Annotated in this window: 25 protein-coding genes and 3 tRNA genes; 11 read left to right on the plus strand and 17 right to left on the minus strand. The window is 69.7% G+C overall.

Annotated elements, in window-relative coordinates:
- The 4 genes from B7K20_RS11085 to B7K20_RS11100 all read right to left on the minus strand — a co-directional run bounded on the left by B7K20_RS11085 (position 1) and on the right by B7K20_RS11100 (position 4,377).
- Positions 1–492 carry a single-stranded DNA-binding protein gene (locus tag B7K20_RS11085; protein WP_084102589.1) on the minus strand — a complete coding sequence of 164 codons (492 nt, stop codon included), beginning with the start codon at positions 490–492 and terminating at the stop codon, positions 1–3.
- Positions 493–626: 134 nt separating this feature from the next.
- On the minus strand, positions 627–1,439 hold the full coding sequence (gene proC, locus B7K20_RS11090; protein ID WP_084102590.1) for a pyrroline-5-carboxylate reductase: 813 nt from the start codon (positions 1,437–1,439) through the stop codon (positions 627–629).
- Positions 1,436–2,791, minus strand: a complete 1,356-nt coding sequence (locus B7K20_RS11095) for a GTP-binding protein (RefSeq protein ID WP_084102591.1) — start codon at positions 2,789–2,791, stop codon at positions 1,436–1,438. The genes proC and B7K20_RS11095 overlap by 4 nt, the downstream gene beginning before the upstream one ends.
- Positions 2,788–4,377, minus strand: a complete 1,590-nt coding sequence (locus B7K20_RS11100; protein WP_084102592.1) for a dynamin family protein — start codon at positions 4,375–4,377, stop codon at positions 2,788–2,790. Before B7K20_RS11100 ends, B7K20_RS11095 begins: the two co-directional genes overlap by 4 nt.
- Before the next feature lie 166 nt (positions 4,378–4,543).
- Here B7K20_RS11100 and B7K20_RS11105 point away from each other — a divergent pair.
- Positions 4,544–4,616: transfer RNA gene (locus B7K20_RS11105), tRNA-Arg, on the plus strand.
- A gap of 19 nt (positions 4,617–4,635) precedes the next feature.
- On the opposite strand, the gene B7K20_RS11110 is transcribed toward B7K20_RS11105, so the two are convergent.
- The 7 genes from B7K20_RS11110 to B7K20_RS11140 form a co-directional block, all read right to left on the minus strand.
- Positions 4,636–4,935, minus strand: coding sequence for a hypothetical protein (locus tag B7K20_RS11110; RefSeq protein ID WP_084102593.1), 300 nt, complete (start codon positions 4,933–4,935; stop codon positions 4,636–4,638).
- Positions 4,932–5,954 (minus strand): LacI family DNA-binding transcriptional regulator, encoded by a 1,023-nt coding sequence (locus B7K20_RS11115; protein ID WP_084102594.1) that lies wholly within the window; start codon positions 5,952–5,954, stop codon positions 4,932–4,934. The genes B7K20_RS11110 and B7K20_RS11115 overlap by 4 nt, the downstream gene beginning before the upstream one ends.
- A 12-nt stretch (positions 5,955–5,966) precedes the next feature.
- Entirely contained in the window at positions 5,967–7,505 is a 1,539-nt protein-coding gene (locus B7K20_RS11120; protein WP_084102595.1) for a sugar ABC transporter ATP-binding protein, read from the minus strand.
- A gap of 74 nt (positions 7,506–7,579) precedes the next feature.
- Positions 7,580–8,596, minus strand: coding sequence for a sugar ABC transporter permease YjfF (locus B7K20_RS11125; protein ID WP_084102596.1), 1,017 nt, complete (start codon positions 8,594–8,596; stop codon positions 7,580–7,582).
- Positions 8,593–9,672 carry an ABC transporter permease gene (locus tag B7K20_RS11130; RefSeq protein ID WP_084102597.1) on the minus strand — a complete coding sequence of 360 codons (1,080 nt, stop codon included), beginning with the start codon at positions 9,670–9,672 and terminating at the stop codon, positions 8,593–8,595. The genes B7K20_RS11125 and B7K20_RS11130 overlap by 4 nt, the downstream gene beginning before the upstream one ends.
- Positions 9,669–11,213 (minus strand): sugar ABC transporter ATP-binding protein, encoded by a 1,545-nt coding sequence (locus B7K20_RS11135; RefSeq protein WP_084102598.1) that lies wholly within the window; start codon positions 11,211–11,213, stop codon positions 9,669–9,671. Before B7K20_RS11135 ends, B7K20_RS11130 begins: the two co-directional genes overlap by 4 nt.
- A 114-nt stretch (positions 11,214–11,327) precedes the next feature.
- Entirely contained in the window at positions 11,328–12,350 is a 1,023-nt protein-coding gene (locus B7K20_RS11140; protein ID WP_200809083.1) for an ABC transporter substrate-binding protein, read from the minus strand.
- A gap of 431 nt (positions 12,351–12,781) precedes the next feature.
- On the opposite strand from B7K20_RS11140, the gene B7K20_RS11145 reads away from it, so the two are divergent.
- Together B7K20_RS11145 and B7K20_RS11150 are read left to right on the plus strand one after the other, a co-directional pair.
- Positions 12,782–13,873, plus strand: a complete 1,092-nt coding sequence (locus B7K20_RS11145) for an NADH:flavin oxidoreductase/NADH oxidase (protein ID WP_084102599.1) — start codon at positions 12,782–12,784, stop codon at positions 13,871–13,873.
- 86 nt (positions 13,874–13,959) lie between these two features.
- Positions 13,960–14,451, plus strand: coding sequence for a hypothetical protein (locus tag B7K20_RS11150; protein ID WP_084102600.1), 492 nt, complete (start codon positions 13,960–13,962; stop codon positions 14,449–14,451).
- Between the two features lie 56 nt (positions 14,452–14,507).
- Here B7K20_RS11150 and B7K20_RS11155 read toward each other — a convergent pair whose 3' ends face one another.
- From B7K20_RS11155 to B7K20_RS11165, 3 genes are read right to left on the minus strand one after another with little or no spacing between them, the layout of a single operon-like run.
- Positions 14,508–15,272, minus strand: a complete 765-nt coding sequence (locus tag B7K20_RS11155) for a hypothetical protein (RefSeq protein ID WP_084102601.1) — start codon at positions 15,270–15,272, stop codon at positions 14,508–14,510.
- A complete protein-coding gene (locus tag B7K20_RS11160; RefSeq protein ID WP_084102602.1) occupies positions 15,269–16,156 on the minus strand; it encodes an ABC transporter ATP-binding protein in 888 nt (295 codons plus the stop codon). The genes B7K20_RS11155 and B7K20_RS11160 overlap by 4 nt, the downstream gene beginning before the upstream one ends.
- Entirely contained in the window at positions 16,153–16,509 is a 357-nt protein-coding gene (locus B7K20_RS11165; RefSeq protein WP_084102603.1) for a GntR family transcriptional regulator, read from the minus strand. Before B7K20_RS11165 ends, B7K20_RS11160 begins: the two co-directional genes overlap by 4 nt.
- A gap of 164 nt (positions 16,510–16,673) precedes the next feature.
- On the opposite strand from B7K20_RS11165, the gene orn reads away from it, so the two are divergent.
- The 3 genes from orn (at position 16,674) to B7K20_RS11180 (ending at position 18,335) form a co-directional block, all read left to right on the plus strand.
- Positions 16,674–17,297, plus strand: a complete 624-nt coding sequence (gene orn / locus B7K20_RS11170) for an oligoribonuclease (protein ID WP_084102604.1) — start codon at positions 16,674–16,676, stop codon at positions 17,295–17,297.
- Between the two features lie 68 nt (positions 17,298–17,365).
- Positions 17,366–17,441 (plus strand) — tRNA-His (locus B7K20_RS11175).
- Between the two features lie 120 nt (positions 17,442–17,561).
- Positions 17,562–18,335: a DUF4126 domain-containing protein gene (locus B7K20_RS11180; protein WP_084102605.1), complete on the plus strand. Its 774-nt coding sequence runs from the start codon at positions 17,562–17,564 to the stop codon at positions 18,333–18,335.
- A gap of 24 nt (positions 18,336–18,359) precedes the next feature.
- Here B7K20_RS11180 and B7K20_RS11185 read toward each other — a convergent pair whose 3' ends face one another.
- Positions 18,360–19,112 (minus strand): ATP-binding cassette domain-containing protein, encoded by a 753-nt coding sequence (locus B7K20_RS11185; RefSeq protein ID WP_084102606.1) that lies wholly within the window; start codon positions 19,110–19,112, stop codon positions 18,360–18,362.
- 95 nt (positions 19,113–19,207) lie between these two features.
- On the opposite strand from B7K20_RS11185, the gene B7K20_RS11190 reads away from it, so the two are divergent.
- From B7K20_RS11190 to B7K20_RS11200, 3 genes are all read left to right on the plus strand, one after another.
- Positions 19,208–19,870, plus strand: coding sequence for an ABC transporter permease (locus tag B7K20_RS11190; RefSeq protein ID WP_084102607.1), 663 nt, complete (start codon positions 19,208–19,210; stop codon positions 19,868–19,870).
- Positions 19,867–20,598, plus strand: coding sequence for an ABC transporter permease (locus tag B7K20_RS11195; protein ID WP_084102608.1), 732 nt, complete (start codon positions 19,867–19,869; stop codon positions 20,596–20,598). The genes B7K20_RS11190 and B7K20_RS11195 overlap by 4 nt, the downstream gene beginning before the upstream one ends.
- A 285-nt stretch (positions 20,599–20,883) precedes the next feature.
- Complete coding sequence (locus tag B7K20_RS11200; protein WP_084102609.1) at positions 20,884–21,894, plus strand: glycine betaine ABC transporter substrate-binding protein; 1,011 nt, start codon at positions 20,884–20,886, stop codon at positions 21,892–21,894.
- A 107-nt stretch (positions 21,895–22,001) separates the two neighbouring features.
- Here B7K20_RS11200 and B7K20_RS11205 read toward each other — a convergent pair whose 3' ends face one another.
- Positions 22,002–22,571 carry a TetR/AcrR family transcriptional regulator gene (locus B7K20_RS11205; RefSeq protein WP_200809084.1) on the minus strand — a complete coding sequence of 190 codons (570 nt, stop codon included), beginning with the start codon at positions 22,569–22,571 and terminating at the stop codon, positions 22,002–22,004.
- A gap of 241 nt (positions 22,572–22,812) precedes the next feature.
- Here B7K20_RS11205 and B7K20_RS11210 point away from each other — a divergent pair, with 241 nt between their 5' ends.
- Together B7K20_RS11210 and B7K20_RS11215 are read left to right on the plus strand one after the other, a co-directional pair.
- Positions 22,813–23,670: an alpha/beta hydrolase gene (locus tag B7K20_RS11210; RefSeq protein ID WP_084102611.1), complete on the plus strand. Its 858-nt coding sequence runs from the start codon at positions 22,813–22,815 to the stop codon at positions 23,668–23,670.
- A gap of 78 nt (positions 23,671–23,748) precedes the next feature.
- Positions 23,749–24,474 carry a phosphotransferase enzyme family protein gene (locus B7K20_RS11215; RefSeq protein WP_234985813.1) on the plus strand — a complete coding sequence of 242 codons (726 nt, stop codon included), beginning with the start codon at positions 23,749–23,751 and terminating at the stop codon, positions 24,472–24,474.
- Between the two features lie 179 nt (positions 24,475–24,653).
- On the opposite strand, the gene B7K20_RS11220 is transcribed toward B7K20_RS11215, so the two are convergent.
- Positions 24,654–24,726: transfer RNA gene (locus tag B7K20_RS11220), tRNA-Lys, on the minus strand.
- Between the last annotated feature and the right edge of the window lie 88 nt (positions 24,727–24,814).

The raw sequence follows: 24,814 nt of genomic DNA on the forward strand, positions 1-24,814 counted from the left end.
CTACACGGATGCCGCCGCGGGCTCCTTGGCCTCCTCGTCGTCGCGCTCGTCGAGTCCGTCGGCCTCGCCAGTCTCGGTGTCCTCTGCCTTCGGCGGTGCAGTGGTCACTTCCCCGCTTGAGTCGACCGTCGCTCGCTGGAACGTCGCCGTACCCCGCGTGAGGTCGTGACCCACGGCCGTCGCGTCGACGCGCATGGCCCACCGCGTGGCGCCGTCCTGTCCCGCCCACTCCTCGGTGCGTAGGCGCCCGGTCACGACGACCGGCTGGCCCTTCTCCACCGACGACACCACGAAGGCCGCCGCGTCACGGCGCACCCGCACGTCGAACCACTCGGTGCGACCGTCCGCCCACTCGTTGGTCGAGGGGTTGAAGCGGCGCGGGGTCTGCGCGACACGGAACGTCGCCATGTCGGTCATGCTGCCGTCGCGGCGCACCACCATCGCGGGGCTCGTCGCCGCCCACCCCGTCACCGTGATCTCCAGGTCTCTCATCGTGTCCTCCCATGAGCCGCACCCTGCGGCCTCATGTTCAGCCTGCGGCGGGCGTCGAGGACAGCGAGAGGCCCCCACCACATCTGTGGAAGGGGCCGTCGGCGCGTAGCGCCTGGGGACGACGGGCGCGCGCCCTACTTCCCCATCTCCTCGTTGCGAGCGAGCGCCGCCGCGAGGGCATCGGCCACCGTCGCGTTCAGGTCGCGCTCGCCGAAGACGCGCAGCGCCTCGGCCGTCGAGCCGCCAGGGCTCGTCACCTGGCGGCGCAGCTCTGCGGCGTCATGCTCCGAGCCGTCGAGGTAGGCCATCGAGCCCAGCATGGTCGCGGTGACCACGCGGGTGGCCTGGTCGCCGGCGAAGCCCATCCGCACCGCGGCGGCCTCGAGAGCCTCGACGAAGGCGTAGGCGTAGGCGGGACCGGAGCCCGCGACGGCGGCAAACGCATTCACGAGCGACTCGTCGACGATCTCGATGAGGCCGGTGGGCGCGAGGAGAGTCGCGGCCGCGACGCAATCGGCCTCGTCGCCGGCCAGCGCCGTCACCCCACGCCCGATCGCCGTGGGCGTGTTGGGCATCGCGCGCACCACGCGGGCTCCTTCGCCGAGCGCCTCACGCATCGGCTCCAGGCGCACGCCGGCGGCGACGGAGATCACCACCGCACCAGGTGCCAGCAGCGGCGCGATCTCCGAACACAACTCGACGATCTGGTAGGGCTTCACGCCCAGGATCACGGCATCGGCACCGTCGAGGGCCCACGCCGTCGCCCCCTGATCGACAGACAGCGCCCGGTGCTCGACAGTCGCAAACTCCGAGGCCCACTCCGGCTCGCGCGTGCGCGTCGTGAGACGGATGCTCTCGACGTCTCCAGCGCCTGCGAGCGACTGCGCGATGGCTCCCGCCATGTTGCCCGCGCCCAGGACGGCGACGGTGCGAAGGGTCTCGGTCACTGCTGCTCCTCGCCGGCCCCCGCCTCGAGCTCCGTGAGCTCGTCGAGGGCGCGATAGGCCTGGTGGATGGTCTCGGTGGGCTCGACGACGTCGGGCACGATGACGGCGCGCACGGCGGCGCGGCCGGTCTCGAGGGTCTTCTTGCGGGCGGCCGATGCGAGGGTCGCCTTGGCAAACAGCGCCCGCCACCCCTGGGGTGGGTCGACGGACGGCCAGGCGGCGTCGGCCAGCGCCTCTTCGATGCGGGCGGTGAGGCTCGGCGCGTCGAGTACGCTCTCGGCGACCACGTGGCGCCACTGGGCGGGGAGGCCGTCGGTGGCGGCGTCGACCCAGTCCAGCCGCTCGCGCTCCACGGTCGCGATCGACAGCCGCATGGGGGCACGTTCCCCCGCGCTCGCGCCTCGTGCGACGGCCGCTGCAGACTCCGCCCTCGCCTCGACCCCCGCCGCACGTGCGAGCGCGGTGACCAACTCCTCGGCGTCAGGCAACTGAGGGTCGGCACCCTTGCTCAGGGCCCCGGCCAGCGCGCGGCCGGCGGAGACCAGGTCCGCGCGCACCGCCTCCGCGGCCACCGACCGCGCGGCAACGGCTCCGGCGAGTTCGGCGCGCAGGATGTCCATGCCGTGCCCGGTCTTGGCACTCACGGGCATCACCGGCACCTGGGTCATACCGTCGACGGCGAGCAGGCGCTGCAGGTCGCGGGCCACGGCCCACGCGTCCTTGGTGGTGAGGCGGTCCACGTGGTTGAGCACCACGAGCGACGGGCTGCCGTGGCGCGACGCGGTCTCGAGATACGCGGAGTGCAGCGCGTGGTCGGCGTACTTCTGCGGGTCCACGACCCACAGCAGCAGGTCCGCCATGGGCACCACGCGGTCCACCACGGCACGGTTCTCGGGGTTCACGGAGTCGTGGTCGGGCAGGTCCAGCAGCACCATCCCGCGCAGCTGGTCCTCGTCCGGGTCATCCAGTTGGTCAATCGTGCGCGACAGGCGGCGCTGCGCATCCACGCCCAGCCAGTCCAGCAGCGCGTCGCCGCGCCCGCCCCACACGGCGGCGCTGACCGCGGACGTCGTGGGCCGCGCCACGCCCGCGACCGCGAACTCGCGGCCCAAGATCGCGTTAAACAGCGTCGACTTGCCCGATCCGGTGCCGCCCGCGAGCGCGACCACGGTGTGCTCCACGCCCAACGCCAGGCGCTCGTCGCAGCGCTCGATGGTCGCCGTGACCTCCTCGCGCACGGACTGCGGGATAGCGTCCGATGCCCACTCCATCGACGAGCGCAGGCGCGCCACGCGCTGGCGCAGCCCCTCGGCCTCGTCGGGCTGCTCGATGGCCTCGAACTGGATGGTCACAGCAGACCCCGCAGCTCGGCGCGGCGCAGGCGCACGGTCGAGGACGCCTCGGCCGTGAGGCTCGGCACGTCCGTGGGCCTCATCATGTCCAGGGCCTCGCGGTTGATGCAGTACCGCCGCGCGCCAGTGAGTTCCGCGCGCGCGAGGTGGATGGGCTCGGACAGGCTCGGGGCGACCAGCACGCCCAGGACGGTGCGGGCTTCCTCAACCCCCAGAGCGGCGCACGCCATCGCCACGGCGAGCCCCTCCTCGCCTACGATCTCGGCGCCGCGAGCGGCGCCGGGAAGCCTCATCACCTGCTCACCGCACTTCGTTACCCAAGCCCGTGCGGCATCGGCCGCCCGTCGTTCCCGGATGACACGAGCATCGCGAGCGTCGCGCCGCGAGGCGAGCCACACGCCCGGCGACTCGTCGCCATCCGTCAGGGTCTCCACCATTGACGTGGCGGCATCGGCGGCGGCGAGCGCGAGGACCGCCTCCACCGACTCGAGCAGATCCTTGTGAATGTCGCGCAGGACGGCGTCGCGACGCTCGCGCGCATGGCGGCGCTTGGCCCAGGCTGAGTGACGCAGCTTGTGCAGCGGGCCACCCTCGGACGAGGCCGCCTCCCAGCGTGCCGACAGCGATCCCGTGGAGATCTCGAGGTACCACTCGGATCCGCCCTTGGCCTCGGCGTGCGCGGCGCAGCGACGCACCTCGGACCGTACCTCGCGGGCAGCCGCGGTTTGGTCGTCCATGCGCTCGGCGAGGGTCTCGAGCCACTCCTTGAGCGACTCCGTGGCGCCGTGCATGGTGCGCTCGACGATGGTGGCGGCCGATGCGGCGGCGACGCCCTCGAGCCAGCGCCCCAGCCCCTCGACCACGTCGTGGGGAAGCTCGGCTCCGCCCACCTCGTCCTCGGGAATCACGAACAGCGGCAACGACTCGAGTTGCTCGGCGGCCAGGCGCTCGACGAGCTCGCGGCGCACCTGGGCGGCGACATCGGCCGTCACGCGGTTGAGCACCATGGCAATCGAGGCGCCGCGCTCGGCGCCCCGGCGCAGCGCGTCCCACGGCACCGCGTCGCCGTAGCGCGCGGCGGTCGTGACGAAGATCCACAGGTCGGCGGCCTCGAGCAGCTTCTCGGCGACGTCGCGATTCTCGCCGCGCACCGAGTCGAGGTCAGGAGAGTCGACCAGCGCGAGCCCGCGCGGCACGGCGTCGGTCGCGATGACCTCGGAGCCGTCCGCCACGGAGGTCAGCACTTCGGCGTCCAGCGGGTGGTGGAAGACGTGCGGCACGCGAGTGGTGGGCCGGAGCACTCCCGCGGGCGTCAACGGCTCGCCTAGCAGGGCATTCACGACGGTCGACTTGCCCGCGCCCGTGGATCCCGCGACCACCACGACGGCCGGGGAGGCCTCCTCGCGCACGCGCGGGATGAGGTGGTGGTCGAGCTGGTCGACCATGTGTGCGACCAGCTCGCGGGTGGCTTCCGCATCCCCCAGGGGGATCGGCAACTCGACGCCGCCGACCACGCGGCGCGTGTCGACGAGAGCGTCGAGCAGCGCGCCGGGGTACGACCACGTCTTGATGGGGCGGATCGACATGCCGCGCGCTACCTCCGTCCTCAGGCTTCGAACAGGCTACCGTGCCTGGTCCGCCGTCTATTATCGCCGGTTCGCACGGCCTTCGTTGGACGGCTGTATGTAGGCCGATGCCGTGGGCGGCTCACGCTTCCCACTACCCTGGTCGTGGTCGGCTTTTTGCCGCCACGCCCTCGTAGCTCAATGGATAGAGCAACGGCCTTCTAATCCGTAGGTTGCAGGTTCGAGTCCTGCCGGGGGCGCCTCTCGCTTCGCATCCGCCTAGTCCTCGAGTTCCCACAGGCGGGGATGGATCTCGAGATCGTCTCCGACCTCGTCCGCGAGCCCGGCCAGCACCTCCTCGGCCATCTGCACGTGGGCGTCACGCGCCTGCGCCGACTTCCAGCCGTCGAGGTGGTCGAACTGCGCGTTGAAATGACGCGCCCAGGCGCGAATGGTCGCCGCGAGGGGTGCCGATAACTCAAGATCGTCGCGCTCGAGCATCCCGCCTTCGAGCCACCACAGCGGCCAGCCGCAGCTGTAGTCGTTCATCACGCGAATGCCCCGGTGCCCGTCGATCACGCGCCTGCCCCCACGCGCCGGGCCGACTCGCGCTCGATGAGGTGCGCGGGCAGCGGCGTGTCCACCGTGGGCTCGCCGTCCTCCTCAAGCGCCACCAGCACCTTTTGCACCATCATCTGGCCCAGCGCCGCGAAGTCCTGGCGCACCGTCGTTAGCGGCGGGTAGAGGTAGGCGGCCTCGGGGATGTCGTCGAAGCCCACGAGCGAGACGTCGCGCGGCACCTCGAGCCCGCGGTGGCGCAGGGCCGACATGAGGCCGATGGCCATCTGGTCGTTGGCGACAAAGATCGCGTCACCAGCCTCGACGGCAAGGCGCTCCCCGACCTCGTATCCCGAACGTGCGGACCAGTCGCCGCGCAGCGGATCGACCGCCTCGAGCCTGCGCTCGGCGAGTTCGTCGCGCCATCCGCGCTCGCGCTCTGCGGCGTCGGACGCCCGCTCGGGCCCGGCGAGGTGCAGCACACGCGCGTGGCCCAGCTCCGCGAGGTGGCGTACGGCGGCCCGCGCGCCGCGGTACTGGTCGATCTGGACCACCTGGGGCGAGCGCCGCGGGGTGGAGGCGGCGGCGACGAGCGGCACGTTGAGGTCGAGCGCCTGCACGGCCTCGAGAGCGGTGGCGTCGGTGAGGATCAGGACCACGGCATCGACCCGCTGGCGCAGCAGCCCCTCGACGGTGGCGCGGATCGTGGCCGGTTCGGCGTCGGCCGATCGCGCCGCATCCACGCTGTAGCGCGCCGCACGGGCCGCGATGTTGAAGTGCATCGCGATCGACGTGGGGCCGAAGTCGGCGACCGCGGGCGTGACGAGCCCCAGGGTGCGGGTGCGACGGGTGACGAGTGCGCGCGCGGCCGGCGAGGGGCTGTACCGCAGCTGCTTCATCGCCTGTTCCACGCGCTCCTTGGTCGCGGGGCGCACGTTGGGCATGCCGTTGATCACGCGAGAGACGGTCTGGTGGGACACGCCAGCCAGGCGCGCGACATCGAAGATGTTCGCGGCGCGTGCCGGCTTGTCCTGGGCCACCTCGGTCCCCTCCTACGCTTCCGGAAGGTCCGGCTGGGCGACGAGGGCCATGAGCGTGTCGGGGTTCAGGCTAGCCGCGGCGACCGTCTCCGCAACCTCCCCCTCGCGCAGGATCGCGACGCGGTCACCCACGCGCAGCACCTCCTCGAGCTCGGCGGAGATGAAGACCACCGACAACCCGTTGTCGGCGAGCTCTCCCACCAGCCGCTGAATCTCGACCTTGGCGCCCACGTCGATGCCGCGGGTGGGCTCGTCGAGCACGATCACGCGGGGGCTGAGCGCGAGCAGCCGGGCGAGCATGACCTTCTGCTGGTTGCCACCGGAGAGCGTGCGGACGGGACGGTCGGGGTCGGCCGGCTTGATGCCGAGCGCCTCGATCCAGGAGAGCGCGAGCTCGCGACGCCGGGGCGCGGAGATGGGGTGCAGCGCACCCTGCTGCGCCTGCAGCGCAAGCACGATGTTGTCCTCGATCGACAAGTCGCCAATGAGTCCCTCGGTGCGCCGGTTCTCCGACGAGTACACGACGCCCAGGTTCATCGCGTGACGCGGCGAGTCGAGCCTTGCGGGCTGGCCCTCGATGCGGATGATCCCCGCATGCGCGCGGTCCACGCCTGTGAGCGCCCGCGCGAGTTCCGTACGCCCCGATCCCAGCAGCCCGGCGACGCCCAGCACCTCGCCCTCGGCGATGTCGACGTCCGCGTTCGCGATGCCGGGGGTGCGCGTGAGGCCGCGCGCCGACAGCACCGGGTCCGCGGGCATCTCCGGCTCCACCACATGCTCGCGCGGGGCGATCTCGGCGACGTCCCGGCCCAGCATCTTCTTCACGAGGTCGATGCGCAGCAGCTCCGTGGTGAGGTACTCCCCCACCAGCTGCCCGTCGCGCAGCACCGTGATGCGGTCGCTCATCTCGTAGACCTGGTCAAGGAAGTGGCTCACGAACAGGATCGCGACGCCACGCTCCTTGAGCTCGCGGATCACGCGGAACAGTTCGGCGACCTCGTCGAGGTCGAGGCTCGAGGTGGGCTCGTCGAGCACCAACACCCTGACGTCCGTGGAGATGGCGCGGGCGATCGCGACCAGCTGCTGGACGGCCAACGGGTAGCGCCCCAGCGGCGATGCAGGGTCAACGTCGAGCCCCAGGCCGGATAGCACCGCCGCGGCGTCGCGGCGCATGGTGCGGTGGTCGATGACCCCCCATCGGCGCGGCTCACGACCCAGGAAGATGTTCTCCGCGACCGACAGGTTCTCGAGCAGGTCCACCTCCTGGTAGACCGTCGATACGCCCGCGTCCTGGGCGTCGCGAGGGCCGCCAAAGCGACGCTCAGAACCGCCAATCACGACCGTGCCCTCGTCGAGCGCGAGCGCCCCGGTGAGGGCCTTGATCAGCGTGGACTTGCCGGCGCCGTTCTCGCCCATGAGCGAGTGCACCTCGCCGGGGAACATGCGAAAGTCCACACCGTCCAGCGCGGTGAAGGCCCCAAAGCGCACGGTGGCACCCGCGATCTGTACCAGCGCCTGTGCCTCGCTCACCGGGCCATCTTGGCACGGCATCGGCCCGGGCATTTGAGCCCCCGCCGCGGGCGCGGCGGCGCGTGGGTGTGCGCCCGCCGCGCCGCCGCGATCCGTCATGTCTGGCGGTCGGACCGGGCCACGATCGCGCGCTGGACCACGATGAACAGCAGCAGCAGGGCGCCGACGATGATGTGGGTCCAGGCCTGCTCGGCCCCCATGAACGAGATGATCGTCGTGATGGTGGCGAATACGAACACGCCGACCATCGAGCCGAGCACGTAACCGCGCCCGCCCGTCAGGAGCGTGCCGCCGATCACCACACACGCGATGACGTCCAACTCGGTGCCGATGCCGTAGCGCGGGTAGCCGGCGCCCGAGTAGGCGGTCAGCAACAGACCGGCGAGCCCGCCGCACAGCCCGGAGATCACGTAGACCATGACCTTGGTGCGCGCCACGGACAGGCCCATGAGGCGCGCCGACTGCTCCGATCCGCCGATCGCGTAGACCGTGCGGCCAAAGCGGGTGACGGCCATCACGATGGCGCCGGCAGCAACCACCACGAGCGCGATGATGCCGGTGGGCGTGATGTACCACTCGCCGATGAGGAAGCGGGTCTGCTGCAGCCACAGGATGGGCGGGTTCTCGACGCGGATCGAGGACAGGCTCACCACATAGGCGAGGCCGCGCCCGAGGAACAGTCCCGCGAGCGAGGCGATGAACGGCTGCACATTGAAGTACTGCACCAGCACACCAATCAGCGTGCCGATCGCTGCGCCGCCGGCGAGCATGACGGGCACCACGATCCACACAGGGATGCCGCTGGCGAGCATCTGGGCACCAAGGATGCCGGTGAACGCCATGACCGAGCCGACGGACAGGTCGATGCCGCCGGTAACGATCACGAACGTCATGCCGACCGCGAGCACCAGCAGGTACGCGTGATCCAGGAGCAGCGCCGAGAGGTTGCGGGGCGTGAGGAAGTTGCCGAACTCGACCTGCGCGCCGATCAGCAGCACGATCAGGATCGCGATCGCCGCAAGGGTGGGCAGCACGGACGCGCGACGCGCCGCGAAGGTGCGCACGCGGTCCATGGTGGAGACCTCGGGGGTCTCGGTCACGACGGCAGTCATGCCGCCACCTCCTCATGCTTCTTGGCGGCCGATGCCGCACCTGGGCCCGTAGGCGGCTCGCCTGACGAGGGCGTACGGCGCATCCGGGCCGATGCCGCACGTCCCCACGCGTGCACGCGGGGCGACTGCACGAGCACCACGATCACGACGACGACGGCGAAGAACACGGGGCTCTGGGCCGGCGGGACGCCGAAGAACTGAATGGTCTTGTCGAGCGTGGTGACCGTCAGCACACCGATGACGGTGCCCGCGATCGAGAACTTGCCGCCCATCAAACTGGTGCCACCGAGCACCACGGCGAGGATCGCGTAGAGCTCGATGAGGTAGCCGGCGTTGTTCGAATCCGCCGCCATGGTGTTGGAGGCGTTGATGATGCCCGCGACTCCCGCAAGCAATCCGGACACCATGTACGCGGCCCAGATAATGCCGCGCGAGCGCACGCCCGCGAGGCGCGAGGCCTCGGGGTTGATGCCGACCGACTCGGTGAGCATGCCCAGCGCGGTGCGTCGCTCGACGAGCGCCACGATCGCGACCACCGCGACCCAGATGAAGAAAGCGACCGGCAGCAGGATCAGGTAGCCGTTGGACAGGAACTTGTAGGGCGCGCTCGTCACCGTCGTGATCGCGCCGCCCGTGATGAGCAGCGCCACGCCGCGGCCGGCAAGCATCAGCACGAGCGTCGCGATGATGGGCTGGATACCGAGCACCGAGACGAGGAAGCCGTTCCAGGCACCCAGCACGAGTGCCACCAGCACGGCGACCACGATGGCGACGGTCACGGTGCCCAGGCTCCCTGGGTCGGGAGAGTCCGCGATGATCGTGAGCGACACCGCGCCCGAGACCGCCATGACGGCACCCACCGAGAGGTCGATGCCGCGGGTGGCGATGACGAGCGTCATGCCCAGCGCGACCAGCATCAGGGGAGCGCTCTCACGGAGGATGGTCACGGGGTTGCCGTAAAGGTCGCCGTCGCGCATGGTGACCTTGGCGAAGTTGGGGTTCGCGATGACGTTGACCACGACGAGCGTGACCAGGGCCGCGACGGGCCAGAACAGGCGATGCTTCAGGAGGGTCATCGCGTCGCGCTCCTTTCGGTGTGGCCGGCATTGGCGATGTAGTCGACGAGTCCGTCGAGGTCGACCTCGGTCGGGTCCAGCTCGCCGATCTTGCGCCGGTCGCGTAGGACCGCGAGGCGCTGCGTGATGCGCAGGACCTCCTCCAACTCGGAGGAGATGAAGACCACGGAGAGGCCTTCGGCGGCGAGCTGCGCCACCTTGCGCTGGATGTCGGCCTTCGCACCGACGTCGATGCCGCGCGTCGGTTCGTCGAGGATCAGCAGGCGCGGCTGCATGGCGAGCCAGCGGGCCAGCAGCACCTTCTGCTGGTTGCCCCCCGACAGGGTGCCGATGGGCACGGTCGGGTCGGCGGGACGCACGCCGAGCGCCTCCATGTATTCGGCGACGATCGCGTCCTGCTCGGCCTTGCTCAGGCGACGCATCCAACCACGCTGGGCCTGGACACCCAGGATCATGTTCTCGGCCACCGACAGCTCGGCAACCACTCCCTCGGCGCGACGGTTCTCGGAGGAAAACGCGATGCCCCGGTCGATCGCGTGGCGAGGTGCGTGCATCTTGGCCCGCTCGCCACCTACGGAAATCTGTCCGGCATCGGCCTTATCCGCGCCGTACAGAAGGCGCACCATCTCGGTGCGGCCGGAACCCAAGAGTCCGGCGATGCCGACCACCTCGCCCTCGAATACATCGAGGTCGGCGGGCTCGAGCACGCCCTTGCGTCCCACGCCCTCGGCGCTGAGGACGGGCGTGCCCGTGCGGTCGATGGCGCGCTCGGCGGCTCCCGACAGCGCCGAGAGCTCGTCGAGCTCGCGCCCGATCATCGCGGTCACCAGGGCCTCGCGCGGCAGGTCCTCGACGAGGTACTCGCCGATGAGGGCGCCGTTGCGCAGCACCGTGATGCGGTCGGAGATCTCGTAGACCTGCTCCAGGAAGTGGGAGACGAAGAGGATGGCGACGCCGCGGTCGCGCAGGGAGCGGATGACGGCGAAGAGCTGCTCGACCTCTCCGCGGTCGAGGCTCGAGGTGGGCTCGTCGAGGATCAGCACCTTGGCGTCGAGCACCATGGCGCGGCTGATGGCGACCAGCTGCTGGATGGCGATCGAGTGGCTCGCGAGCGGCGAGCGGGTGTCGAGGTCGAGGCCCAGGCTCGCGAGGTGACGGGCCGCCTCGCGGTGCACGGCGTTCCAGCTGATGCCGGCAAACCCGCGGGGCTCGTGGCCGAGCATGACGTTCTCGCCCACGGAGAGGTTCGCGCACAGGTTGACCTCTTGGTACACGGTCGAGATGCCTGCAGCCTGCGCATCGGCCGTCGAGGCGAAGTCGCGCTCCTCGTCGGCGACCTCGATGGTGCCCGCGTCGATCGCGTAGACGCCGGTCAGTGCCTTGATGAGGGTCGACTTTCCCGCGCCGTTCTCGCCCATGAGCGAGTGGACCTCGCCGGGGCGCAGGAAGAAGTCGACGCCATCGAGGGCGAGGACGCCGGGAAAGGCGATGGTGATGCCGCGCATCGAGACGAGCGGCCGGACGTCGGTGTCCACGGTCATATCGGTGAGACCTCTGAGTCGAGCACGTGATGTGCGAGGGTGGCGCTGCCGCCGGGAGGACCGGACCTCCCGGCGGCAGCGGTGACTGCTGTTCCTACTGTGGCCTAGATCGGCTTAGTAAGGACGCGAGTCGATGACCTCGGCGGCGGCGGCCTGGTCGAAGGCCTGGTCCTCCACGTAGTAGGCCTTGTCGACGTCCTCGCCGGCCAGGACCTTCTTCACGAGGTCCGCGGCCTGGTCGCCCAGCAGCGGGTTGCACTCGACGATGTAGTTGATCTTGCCGTCGACGAGCGCCTGCATGCCGTCCTTGACCGCATCGATGGTGATGATCTTGATGTCCTCACCGGGGACGCCACCGGCGGCCTCGATGGCCTCGATGGCACCCAGGCCCATGTCGTCGTTGTGGGCGAAGACCAGGTCGATGCCGTCGATGCCGTAGTTGGCGATGTAGCCCTCCATGACGGACTTGCCGCCGTCACGGGTGAAGTCACCGGTCTGCGAGTCGATGGTCTCGATCATGGTGCCCTCGATCGCGGACGCGAAGCCCGCGGCACGGTCGTTGGCGGGCGCCGATCCGGTGGTGCCCTCGAGCACGACCATCTTGGTCTCGGTGTCGCCGTACTGCTCCGCGGCCCACTCGCCGGCCTTCACGCCCTCGGCCTCAAAGTCGAGACCGACCCAGCTGGCGTAGAGGTCCTCGGAGGCGGACACGGTGCGGTCCTCCAGGATGACCGGGATCTCGGCCGATGCGGCCTCGGCCAGCACGTCGTCCCAGCCGTCCTCCACGACCGGGGCGATGACGATGGCGTCCACACCCTGGTTGATGAAGTTACGCACGGCGGAGATCTGCGCGGCCGGGTCGTTGTCCGCGGCGTTGAAGATCAGCTCAAAGCCGTTGTCCTCGGAAAACGCGGTCTGCATGGACTCGGTGTTGGCGCTGCGCCATCCGGACTCGGCGCCCGTCTGGGCGAAGCCGACGGTGATGACGTCCGACGCCGCCTCCTCGCCGCCACCGGCCTCGGTGGTGGTCTCTCCGGCGGTCTCCTCGGTGGTGGTGCCCGTCTCGGTGGTGCAACCGGCCATCGTCAGGGCGGCAACCCCGGCGAGGGCAAAGGTGGACAGGAAACGCTTCTTCATGCCTAGAACCTCCTCGTTCTATCCCGGCGTCAATGCCGGAAGGCTGGTGATATCCCCGGCATCGTCAGCGATGCCGCACTCGAATGATAGCGCTCACATTGTGAGCGTTCACAAGAGGTCTCACATCACGATTACGTAACGGAGACGGTGCCCTCGTGGCGCAAAAGGGGTCATTTGCGGCAGTTCGGGGGCTGCCGAATGTGAGGGTTCACCTCGCGGCGCCTCCACTCCACCGCGCGCTTCCTGGGAGCCACCCAGTGCCCGCTTTCGGCGAAAAGCGCGCACTCGATGGCTCCTCAGGAGCACCAGCACACAAACCGTGCACTCATCGGCTCCTGGGACACACGAGTGCACGGCCCCCACACCCTGGAATCCCTCACCCCAGGCGTAGCGTTGAGATCAAGCCCCCACCCGAGTCGAGGAAGGCCGTCATGCCCGCGTCCGCACTGTTCACACCGTTCACCCTCCGCTCCACGACCTTCCGCAACCGCCTGTGGACCGCGCCCATGTGCCAGTACTCGGTCGAGAAGCGCGACGGCGTTCCCACCGACTGGCACCTCGCACACTTGGGAGGCATCGCCCGCGGCGGCGCGGGCCTCGTGATGGCCGAGGCGACCGCCGTGGCTCCCGAGGGCCGCATCACCCCGTGGGACACGGGCATCTGGAACGACGAGCAGCGCGATGCGTGGGCGCGCATCGTGACCTTCATGCACGCGCAGGGCGCGAAGTCCGGGATCCAGCTCGCTCACGCGGGCCGCAAGGCCTCGACGTATCGCGCCTGGTCGGGGCACGGGCACGTCGGCCACGGCGAGGGCGGCTGGACTCCCCTCGCTCCGTCAGACCTCGCCTTCGACGGGCTTGCCGATCCCACACCCATGAGCCAGGATCAGATCGCCGATGCCGTGGTCGCCTTTGGCCAGGCCGCCCGCCGCGCGCTCGACGCCGGCTTCGAGGTGCTCGAGGTCCACGCCGCGCACGGGTACCTGCTCCACGAGTTCCTCTCTCCGCTGAGCAACGACCGCACCGATGACTACGGCGGCTCGCTGGAAAATCGCGCCCGCTTCCTCCTCGAGGTGGTGCGCGAGGTGCGCCGGGAGGCCGGCGAAGGCGTGCCCGTCTTCGTGCGCCTGTCCGCCACCGACTGGAAGGAGCCGCTGGGATGGACGCTCGATGACACCGTGACGGTCTCGCAGTGGGCCAAGGAGGCAGGAGCGGACCTCATCGACGTCTCGAGCGGCGGCAATGTCGCGGACGCCCGCATCGAAGTAGGCCCCAATTACCAGGTGCCCTTCGCCGTCGCGGTCCGCGAGCGCGCGCACATCCCGGTGAGTGCCGTGGGCCTCATCGTCGAGCCAGGGCAGGCCGAGGAGATCGTCGCCAGCGGGAAGGCCGATGCCGTGATGGCCGGCCGCGAGTTCCTGCGCGACCCGCACTTCGCGCTGCGCGCCGCCCACGAGTTGGGCGCCGACGTGGACTACTGGCCCGCGCAGTACGCGCGCGGCACCTTCGCGGCGCGGCCGTAACGCGCGCACCTGGGACCGCTCTCAGGAACCCGGGCGCCGCCACGATCGTTGGCCTGGCAGAACGCCCGATCCGAAGGAGTATCCCCATGCGTGCCCGTGTCACCGCCTCTGCCGTCACCGCCCTCGTCGTCTCCGCAGGCACGTTGACGGGATGCTCGAGCGAGGGCATCGGGGGCGCGGTAGGCGAGATTGCACGGGAGTCGGCCCAGAAGGCCGTCGAGGATGCCACCGGCGGCGACGTGTCGCTGAACTTCGGCGAGGGCGCCACCCTTCCCCAGGACTGGCCGGCCGCCGTTCCCGTGCCCGAGGGCGAACTGAGCGCCGCCGCAGTCACCGGCTCGGGCTGGACCGTCGCAACCACAGGCCCCTCGCTCGAGATGACCGATTACGTTGCCTCACTCGAGGAGGCGGGCTTCGCGGAAACGGGCGGCGCCGGCATCGATGCTGCGAGCGCGTCCCGTTACAGCGACGGCGAGTACAAGGTCGACATCGCGTGGGCCGGCGAGCCCGGCGGCGACACCGGCCTGCTCACCGTGGTCGTGGCGCCTGACGGCACCACCCCCTCCCCCAGCGCGTAGCAACCAAGCGAGGGGCCGATGCCGTGGTGACCACGGCATCGGCCCCTCGCTGTGTCTTAGGCCGACTTGGGTGTGGCGCGACGCAGGAACAGGAACCCGACGACCGCGCTGACGAGGGTCAGCGGTAGCGTCCACGCGACGAGTGCGGCGGGCGAGTTCGTCACGAAGAACTGACCCACGTCGCCCCAGCTCTCCGTCGTCGTGATCACCCACGCGGACCCAATGAGCAGCGCCGCGAGGCCGATGAAGAACGCGTAGAGCCCGTACGCCTTCCAGCGCACCCACACGGTCGCGATGGCGGCGCCCAGGAAGAAGAACAGCAGCATCAGGCCGAAGTAGGCGAACCACAGCACCGCGAGCGGCTCGTCGTACAGCCCGTACGGAGCGAAGAAGGCGGCATCCATGCCCCAGCCGCCGGTTGCGGACTCGAGCGCGGCGAGCAACGTCAGCCCCGTCGAGTACAGCAGCGCCAGCAGCACAAAGTAGAGCGAACTGCCCAGGTAGAAGTCGCGACGCGTGACGGCGAACCCCAGGGCGAACGGGAACGTGAGGTTCATCGCCTGCACCGCCACCACCATCATGAACACCACGATCCAGCTGATGCCGCCGCTGTACTGGAATGCACCCGGCTCGAGGTTCTCCACGCCGCCCGCGACCTGGACGACCATCAGCCAAATCGCGAGATTGGCGGCGAAGATGATGAACGTGATGATCCACGGCAGGACCAGCGTGGGGATCGGATTGGCGATGTGCAGGCGCACCACGTTCCAGATGCGCGTGGGCGCGGGAGCGACGTGACGCTCGTGAGCGATGGCGGTCATGCCGACACCTCCTCGGTGAGAGTTCCACCCGTACGGCGGACGATGAGTTCTTGGAGAGAGACCGGGATGGTCTCGAGGCCGGCCTGTGCGGCGGCTCGCTTCTCGTCGGCGCTCAGGCCGGCGATGGTCACCGAGGCGATGCCTCCGATCGCTGAGCGGTCGAGCACCTCGCGGTGCGCGGCGAACGCCTCGACGTCAGACGCCTTGCCGACGAGCGTGGTGGCAGAGCCGCGCAGCTCCTCCGCGTCGGCGTTGATGACGATCCTGCCGTTGTCGATGACAAGGACGCGCTGCAGGAGCGCGGCGGCCTCGTCGATCAGGTGGGTCGACAGCACGATGGTGCGGGGATGCTCGGCGTAGTCCTCGAGCAGCAGGTCGTAGAAGCGGCGCCTGGCCACGGCATCGAGGCCGGCATAGGGCTCGTCGAGGAACGTCAACTCGGCGCGCGAGGCGATGCCGACGATGACGCCGATAGCGCTGCGCTGGCCGCGCGAGAGCTTCTTGATCTTGCGGTCCATGGGCGCGCCGAAGGCCTCGACCAGGTGCTGTGCGAGGTCCTCGTCCCAATGGGGGAAGAAGCGTGGCGCGATCTTGAGGACGTGCTTGCCCTGGAAGTCGTCGGGGTAGACCTGCGACTCCTTGATGAAGCAGGTGCGGCCCACCGCGCGGGCGTTCTCCACGGGGTGCTCGCCGAAGATCTTCACGTCGCCGCGAGTGGCGAAGTCCTGTCCGGTGAGCAGCTGCATGAGGGTGGTCTTGCCGGCGCCGTTGCGGCCCAGCAGGCCGTGGATGCCGCCCTGTTCGAGCGAGAACGAGACGTCGTCGACGGCGGTGACCTTGCCGAAGCGTTTGGTGAGGCCGGCGGCCTCGACGATGGCGGTCATCGGTTCATCTCCTTGGCGATCATGTCGGTGAGTTCTGAGTGGGTCAGGCCGAGCCCGCGGGCCCGGTCGACGAGGGGACGCACGTGGGCGTCGGCGAATTCTGCGCGGCGCTGCTCGAGCAGCCGCGCCCTGGCGCCCGCGGCGACGAACATCCCGATGCCGCGGCGCTTGTACAGCACGCCGGCGTCGACCAGGAGGTTCACCCCCTTGAGCGCGGTGGCCGGGTTGATGCGGTGGAAGGCGGCGAGCGCGTTGATGGACGGCACCTGGGTCTCCTCCCCCAGCGAACCGTCGAGGATCTCCCCCTCGAGCTGCTGAGCGATCTGCAGGAAGATCGGCTGACCGTCGTCCACGCCGCCACCTCCGGTTGATTGGTTAGTTACTTGTGTAACTAACTAACCACCTACCGAAGGAGCCGTCAACCGCTGACGGCCGATACCGTGACTAGCAGGCACAACACTCACCTTGGCGGCGGGACGGCCTGGGCATGTCGGCACCTGGCCGTAAGGTGTGAGGCATGGCTGACACACCCCTCGTCTGGATCGACTGCGAGATGACCGGGCTCGATCCCGCCAACGATGCGCTCATCGAGGTCGCGTGCCTCGTGACGGACTCGGAGCTCAACATCCTGGGCGACGGCGTGCAGGTGGTCATCAAGCCGTCGGCGGAGGCGCTTGCGGGCATGAACGACTTTGTGCGCGACATGCACACCTCGTCGGGCCTGCTTCTCGAACTCGAGCACGGCACCACCATGGAGGACGCCCAGGCCCAGGTCCTCGCGTATATCGCGAAGCACGCGCCGGTCGCCGGCAAGTCGCCTCTCGCGGGCAACACGGTGGGCATGGACCGCATCTTCCTCGCGCGCGACATGCCCGACGTCACCGCGTATCTGCACTATCGGGTGGTCGACGTGTCCTCCATCAAGGAGCTGGTGCGCCGCTGGTACCCGCGCGTGTTCTTCAACGCCCCCGCCAAGACGGGCGGACACCGCGCCCTGGGCGACATCCGCGACTCCATCACGGAGCTGCGGTACTACCGCCAGACAGTGCTCGCGGAGCTCCCCGGACCCGATTCGGACTCGGCTGCGGCCGCCGCCGCTCGCGTCACCGAGCGCCAGACCAGCGAGTCCGTCGCTTCGTAACGTGAACGTCGCCAGCACTCGCGTGGACACGGTATGATTTTCTCCGGTTCAGTTTCCTGGACCACTTGGTGGCTATAGCTCAGCTGGTAGAGCACCGCGTTGTGGTCGCGGGGGCCGCGGGTTCAAGTCCCGTTAGCCACCCCATCTCGCAAGGCCCCCGGGTATCCCCCGGGGGCCTTCGCATGTGACCCGAGGTCTTGCCTCGCCACGCGCGCACACGGGTACCCTGGAGCCTCGCGTGACCCGCCCGTCAGGAGGACCAGAATGCTCGCAGCGCTCACCGGCGCCGGACTCTCGGCCGCCGCGGGCCTCAACGCCTTCATCCCGCTGCTCGTCGTGGGACTGTTCGCGCGCTTTACCGACTTCATCGTGCTGCCCGACCACCTGCTGTGGCTCGAGTCGTGGCCCATGATCATTGCCTCGGCGGTCTTCCTCGCGCTCGAACTCATCGTCGACAAGATCCCGGGCGTTGACCACGTCAACGATCTCATCCAGACGGCGATCCGCCCGCTGGTCGGCGGCGTCATCTTCGCCGCCACCGCAGCGGCGACCGCGGTCGACTCGTCGACGTTCTGGCAGGACAATCCCCTGATCGCGGGCCTGGTGGGAGCGGTGCTGACGCTCGCGGTGCACGTGGGCAAGGCCGCCTCGCGCCCCGCCGTGAATGCCACGACGGGCGGCACGGGCGCGCCCCTGGCGTCCTTCGCTGAGGACGCCATCTCCCTCACCCTGTGCATGGTCGCGATCTTTGTGCCCATCCTCGTGGTGGCGGTGTTCATCGTCATCGGCGTCGCGATCTACCGCATCGTCACGAGCGGGCGGCGCCGTCGCCGCCACCGCGAGATGCGCCAGGCGCAGGAGCGGCTCGAGCGCGAGGAGCAGGAGGCCGAAGGCGGAGTCGTCGCCTGGTGGCGCTCCAAGTGGCGCGAGCCGCGGCTCACGTCGCGCCGCGGCGAGGAGTCCTCGCCCTCGCAGCCGTCGGCGGAGCCGGCCGGCGCTGCCGATTCGCCCGAGGCGCCCGCGCCGCGCGAGCCTTAACCCGCGAGACGTCTCCCGCGAGCCTTACCCGGCGACTGTGCCGAAGTCCGCGAGGAAATCGGCCACGAAGTCATTCGCGGGCGCACCCGTGACCTCGTCGGGGGTTCCCAGCTGCTCCAATTCGCCGCCCTTGGACAACACCGCGAGACGGTCGCCCAGGATGACGGCCTCGCGCATATCGTGCGTCACCATCATGACCGTGAGTCCCAGCTGGCGCTGGAGTTCAAGAAACTCCTGCTGGAGCCGGCGACGTCCCTGGGGGTCCACGGCACCGAAGGGTTCGTCCATCAGCATCACGGGCGGCTCGACCGCGAGCGCGCGGGCCACGCCCACGCGCTGACGCTCGCCGCCGGACAGCTCATGCGGGTACCGATTGCCGTACGTCGCATGCGGCAGGCCCACGAGGTCCAGCAGCTCCTCGACCCGCGCCCGGGTGCGCTCCTTCTCCCACTTCAGCAGCCCCGGCACCGTGGCGACGTTCTGCGCGACCGTGCGGTGCGGGAACAGCCCCACGTGCTGGATGACGTAGCCGATGGAGCGGCGCAACTTCACGGCATCCTGACTCATCACGTCCGCGCCGTCGACGGTAATGGTGCCGCCCGTGGGCTCCACGAGGCGGTTGACCATCCGCAGCGTGGTGGACTTGCCGCAGCCCGATGGGCCCACCAGGCACAGCACCTCCCCGGGTGTCACGGTGAGGCTCAGGTCCCCTACCGCGACAGTGCCGTCGGGGTACTCCTTGCGCACGTGGTCGAAGGCGATGCCGGCGTGATCCATCCCGCCACGCTATCGCGCCCGGCCAGCCAGCCACAGCATCGGCCCTTGTCCACGGGCCTGACGAAGGACGAAAGGCGACCCTGTACGGTCGTGGCATGGACGCCGTGCCCAACCCGTGGTTCTCGTGGGACTACGTCGAGCGCAACTGGAGCGAGGTCTCCGAGCAGCTGGTGATTCACACCACGCTGACGCTGCAGGCGATTCTCATCGCCTTCCTCATCGCCTTCCCGCTCGCCGTCGTCGCGCGCCGCATCCCGCGCCTGGCGGGGCCCATCATGGGCATCTCGGGAGTGCTCTACACGATCCCGTCATTCGCGCTGTTTGGCCTCTTAGCTCCGTTCACTGGCATCGGCCGCACCACGGTGCTCATCGGCCTGGTGGCGTATGCGCTGCTGGTGCTGGTGCGCAACATCGTGGTGGGGCTCCAGGGCGTGGACCGCGACGTCGTCGATGCCGCGCGCGGGCTGGGATACACGCCCGCCCGCATGCTGTTTCAGGTCGAACTCCCCAACGCGCTGCCGTCCATCGTGGCGGGGCTCAGGATCGCCACGGTGTCGACGGTGGCCCTCGTCACCGTGGGCGTGGTGGTCGGATACGGCGGGCTGGGTCAGCTCATGTTCCGCGGTCTGCAGTCCGACTACCGCGCCCAGATCATGACGGCCACGCTGCTGTGCCTGGCGCTCGCCCTGGTGCTTGACCTGCTGCTGGCCCTCGCCGGCCGCCTGGCCACACCCTGGCTGCGAAGGAGGGCGTCATGAGCCTCGTCAGCGACGCGTGGGACTACCTCACCACGTGGGAGCACTGGACCGGCGCGAACGGCCTCACCACCGCCACCTTCGACGGCGGCTGGCGCTTTGCCCAGGACTCGATCATCGCGCTCACGCTCGAGCACCTGTGGATGTCCTTCGCGGCGGTGTCGCTCGCGATCATCGTCGCGCTGCCCCTGGGGTTGTTCCTCGGTCACGTGCGCCGCGGCGGCGGCACCACCGTGGTCGTGTCCAACGTCACCCGAGCGATGCCCACGCTCGCGCTTCTGACACTGTTCGCGGCATCGGCCATCGGATACGGCAACACTGCCGTCATCCTCGCCGCGGCGATCTTCGCCTTCCCGCCCATCCTCACCAACGCCTACACCGGCATGGCCGACGTCGACTCGGACATCCGCGAGGCGGCGATCGGCCAGGGCCTCACTCCACGCCAGGTCGCGCTGCGGGTGGAACTGCCGCTCGCGATCCCGCTGATCGCGGCAGGCCTGCGCACCTCGACCGTGCAGACGGTGGCGACGGTGCCGCTCGCGGCGCTCGTGGCCGGCGGCGGACTGGGCGTCATCGTCAACACGGGCCTCGCCACGCAGCGCTACGGGCAGGTGCTCGCCGGCGCTGTCATCATCGCGGCGCTCGCGCTCACCATCGACTTCGTGATGAGCCGGGTTCAGCGCGCGGTGACGCCTGCGCCCCTGCGCGAGGCGGCGGCGACGGCGGCGTAGACCCACCCGCCCTGTCCGCGCGCCCATCCACCTCGGGTAGCGCGACGAACAGACAGTGCCAGCCACCGCATCGGCCGGCCCCACCGACACGCGATACGCCCTGGTGGGACATGAGGGTCGCAGAACGGCGATTTTCGACCCTCATGTCCCACCAGGGCGAGCGTGCGTCACACGCCCGCCCAGCAGAGCGCTCGCGCCGCGCTTATGGTGGAAAGGTCCTGGTGGGAACAGAATCGGCGGCGCCTGGGTTGGTGAGGTTGTCCGTCCCCGATACGAGGAGCATCGATGCACACCCGTCCGTACACCCTGGCCGCACTGGCCGTCGCCTCGCTGGCGCTGACCGCCTGTAGCTCAGGAGGGACCAACGAGGAAAGCCCCACGGCGGGCACCTCCGACTCCCCCGCTACGTCGGAGTCCGCGACCGCCGGCGCCACCGCCCAGGAATGCCTCCCGGTCCCCGGCGACCAGCTCGTGGTCCTCGAGGATGACATGGAGCTGCAGAACTCCGACAACATCATCCCCGCGCTCAACGCCGACGCCGCGAGCCAGGATGTGCTCGATGTCCTCGCCGCCGTCGCCGGCGCGCTCGACACCCCCACGCTCATCGAGCTGAACAAGTCGGTCGACATCGACCGTCAGACCTCCGAGGAGGTCGCCGAGGCGTGGGTCGAGCAGGCCGCCCTCGACATCGCGGAGACCGGCGACGGCTCGCTGACCATCGGCGCCGCGAACTTCTCCGAGAACATCACGCTCGCCGAGATCTACGCCGACGCTCTCGACATGGCCGGCTACGACACCGAGGTGCGCGAGATCGGCAACCGCGAGACGTACCTGCCCGCTCTCGAGTCCGGCGAGATCGACATCGTGCCCGAGTACGCGGCCACCTTCACCGAGTTCCTCGAGGGGGACGTCGAGACCGCGGTCGCCTCTGGCGACATCACCGAGACCGTCGCGGCCCTTGAGCCGCTCGCTGAGGAGCGCGGCCTGGTGGTCGGAGAGCCCGCCGAGGCTCAGGACCAGAACGCCTTCGCAGTCACCCAGGGCTTCGTGGACCAGTACGGCGTCACCACGCTGTCACAGCTGGCCGAGTCCTGCGGCGGCATCGTCCTCGGCGGCCCCCCGGAGTGCCCCGAGCGCCCCTTCTGCCAGCCCGGCCTTGAGGACACCTACGGCATCGAGGTCGCGGAGTTCCGCTCGCTCGACGCCGGCGGCCCGCTGACCAAGAACGCCATCACCACCGGCGAGATCGCGCTGGGCCTGGTGTTCTCCTCCGACGGAGCGCTCGCCACGAACTGACGGTTCCCTCACGGAGACCGTCCCACGAAGACCCGACCGCCGCTGAGAGGTGGTCGGGTCTTCGCGTGCCCGGGACTGGATGTTCTCGTGCTGGGATCGCGCCGGGACTACGGACGCGGCAGTCCGGTCACAACCCGTGCCGCGGCGAGGAACGTCTCCACCACCCGTTCCGCGCCGTCCAGGTAGCCGCCCACGAGCGCGGCGTCCCGTAGCAAGACCAACTGCGCAGCGACGCCTGCGGGGTCCTCGATGCCCGCCGCTGCCGCAGCCTGCTCGAGCGTTTGGCGGAACCACGCGCGGTGCGAGTCGATGAGTTCCCTCACCTCCGATGCCGGGTCCGGGTACTCCGCTGCCGCGTTGATGAAGGGGCAGCCGCGCGTATGGCGCTGGGCGATGTCCTGGGCAATCGCGAGCACCGCGAGGCCGAGCTGCTCCTCAGCCGGGGCCGCCGCGGCCTGCGCGGCCAGCCCTCGGATCCCGGCGTCCTCGCCCCTGAGGTAGGCGAGCACAAGCCCCTCCTTGCCCGTGAAGTGGCGGTACAACGTGGCGCGGGGCACGCCCGCCTCGGTCACGATGCGGTCGACGCCCACGGCGTGGATGCCCTCGTCATAGAACAGGGCCGATGCCGTCGCGAGCAGCCGCGCGCGCGGGCTCTCGCTGGCGCTGGCTGGGGTCATGGTTGTCATGGTAGTGGAACGCTCGTTCTCACTGCGGCATGCCCAGCGGACCACGATGCGGAGCGTCACCCCAGGCAGATCTGCCCTACCGAAACCTGTAACAAGAAAGTCGGCATCCGGTGGAATGAATGAAACGAGAACGAACGTTCTCCCTCATGTCCAGGTCAACCGATCCGGACATCAGGGGCCAGGAAGGCCCATCCCGGGACCATCCGGCCCCCGACAGAAAAGGATCACCGCCATGACCACCATCACCACCCGCGAGGCCCGCCAGATCTCCGCCGCCAACGCCTCCGGCCGCCCCACCGCCCTTCTCGTCCACGGCCTGTGGCTCCTCGCCGAAAGCTGGGACGCCTGGCGCGAGCACCTCGAGGACGCCGGCTACGCCGTCGTCGTCGCCGAGTGGCCCGCCGAGGTCGAGGACATCGCCACCGCCCGCCGCGACCCGTCCTTCTTCGCCGGCGTCGGAGTCGGCGAGGTCACCGACCACGTCGCCGAGATCGCCGAGGCCCTGACCGTGAAGCCGCTGCTCATCGGCCACTCCTTCGGTGGCCTGTTGGTCCAACGCGTCGCCGATCGCGGTCTCGCGGCCGCCACCGTCGCCATCGACCCGGCCCCGTTCAAGGGAGTGCTGCCTCTGCCGCTCACGACCCTCAAGGCGTCGTTCCCGGTCCTGGGCAACCCAGCCAACCGCACCCGCACCGTCACCCTGACCTTCGACGAGTTCCGCTACGGCTTCGCCAACGCGGTCACCGAGGACGAGGCCCGCGCCCTCTACGAGGCCCACAACATCGCCGCCCCCGGCCGCCCGCTGTTCCAGGCGGCGACGGCGAACTTCAACCCGAAGGCCGCTACCCGCATCGACGTGAAGAACGCCGAGCGTGGACCGCTGCTGGTGATCTCCGGCGAGAAGGACACGATCGTCCCCCACGCCATCGCCCACGCCGCGTACCGCCTGCAGTCGCGCAACGCTGGAGTCACCGAGTTTGTCGAGATCGAGGGTCGCGGCCACTCCCTCACCATCGACTCGGGTTGGGTCGAGGTGGCCGATGCCGCACTCGCCTTCGCCGCCCGTCACGTCCCGCACCCGGTCGCCTGACGCTCCCGCAGCACGTCGCGGCCCGGCCCCTCCTTCGAGGGCCGGGCCGCACGCATGTCTAGGCTGGGCCGCGTGGAGATGGGCAAGGCTATGCACGGCGGCAACATGGGCGACGTGCGGCGCATGGGCGACCTCGTCGAGCGCCCCGCAGGCGAGTGGACCCCCGCGGTCCACCGCCTGCTGCGCCACCTCGCCGGACGGGGAATCGACGACATCCCGGTTCCCCTCGCGTCCGACGGCGAGCGAGAGACAGTGACCTTTGTGGATGGCGAGGTCCCTGCGTATCCGATGCCGCGGTGGGTATGGGCCGAGGAGGCCCTCGAGTCCTCGGCCAGGCTGTTGCGCAGAGTGCACGACGCGAGTGTTGACGCGGACCGGACCGGACCGTGGCGTTCCCCACCGCGCGAGCCCGCTGAGGTGATTTGCCACCACGACTTCGCGCCGTACAACCTCGTGTTCCGCGACGGGGTTGCGGTAGGCGCGATCGACTGGGACTTCGCCGCACCAGGCCCTCGGCTGTGGGACCTTGCATACCTGGCCTACCGCATCGCGCCGCTCACCACCGAGGACGTGGGCGACGGAATCGGCGGGCCGGAGCGCCTGGCACGGCTGGAGACCCTGCTCGCCGCCTATGGGACCCACGCGAGCACGGACGCTGTCCTCTCCGTGACAGTCGACCGCCTGCTCGCCCTCGCGGACTTCTCGGAGCGCGTCGCAGCTGACCGCGGCATGCCGCAACTCCTTGAGCACGCGGCGCTGTACCGACGTGACGCGGCAGCAATCCAGGCGAACGTGGCCGGCTAGGCCCGCCCCGGCGTCGGCCTCTGCAGCCGTCCAGCCCGCCGGTTCGCCCATTGACGGGCTGCGCCGCCGGTTTCTGGACTCCAGCCCTTCAACCGCACAATCGACGGGCTGGAGAGCCGCGCAAACCCGGAGAAAAAAGCAAGAAGGCCCGGATCCTTGCGGACCCGGGCCTTCATTCGTACACCCCCTGGGACTTGAACCCAGAACCCACTGATTAAGAGTCAGTTGCTCTGCCAATTGAGCTAGAGGTGCATGCGCGCCGCTGCGCGGTGCGAGAAATAACTATAGCAAGAGTTCGCCCGGTTGCGAAATCCACTCATCGGCGTCGGTGGGCGCCGGT

It is taken from the genome of Demequina sp. NBRC 110051 (genome assembly GCF_002090055.1).
Classification (GTDB): Bacteria; Actinomycetota; Actinomycetes; order Actinomycetales; family Demequinaceae; genus Demequina.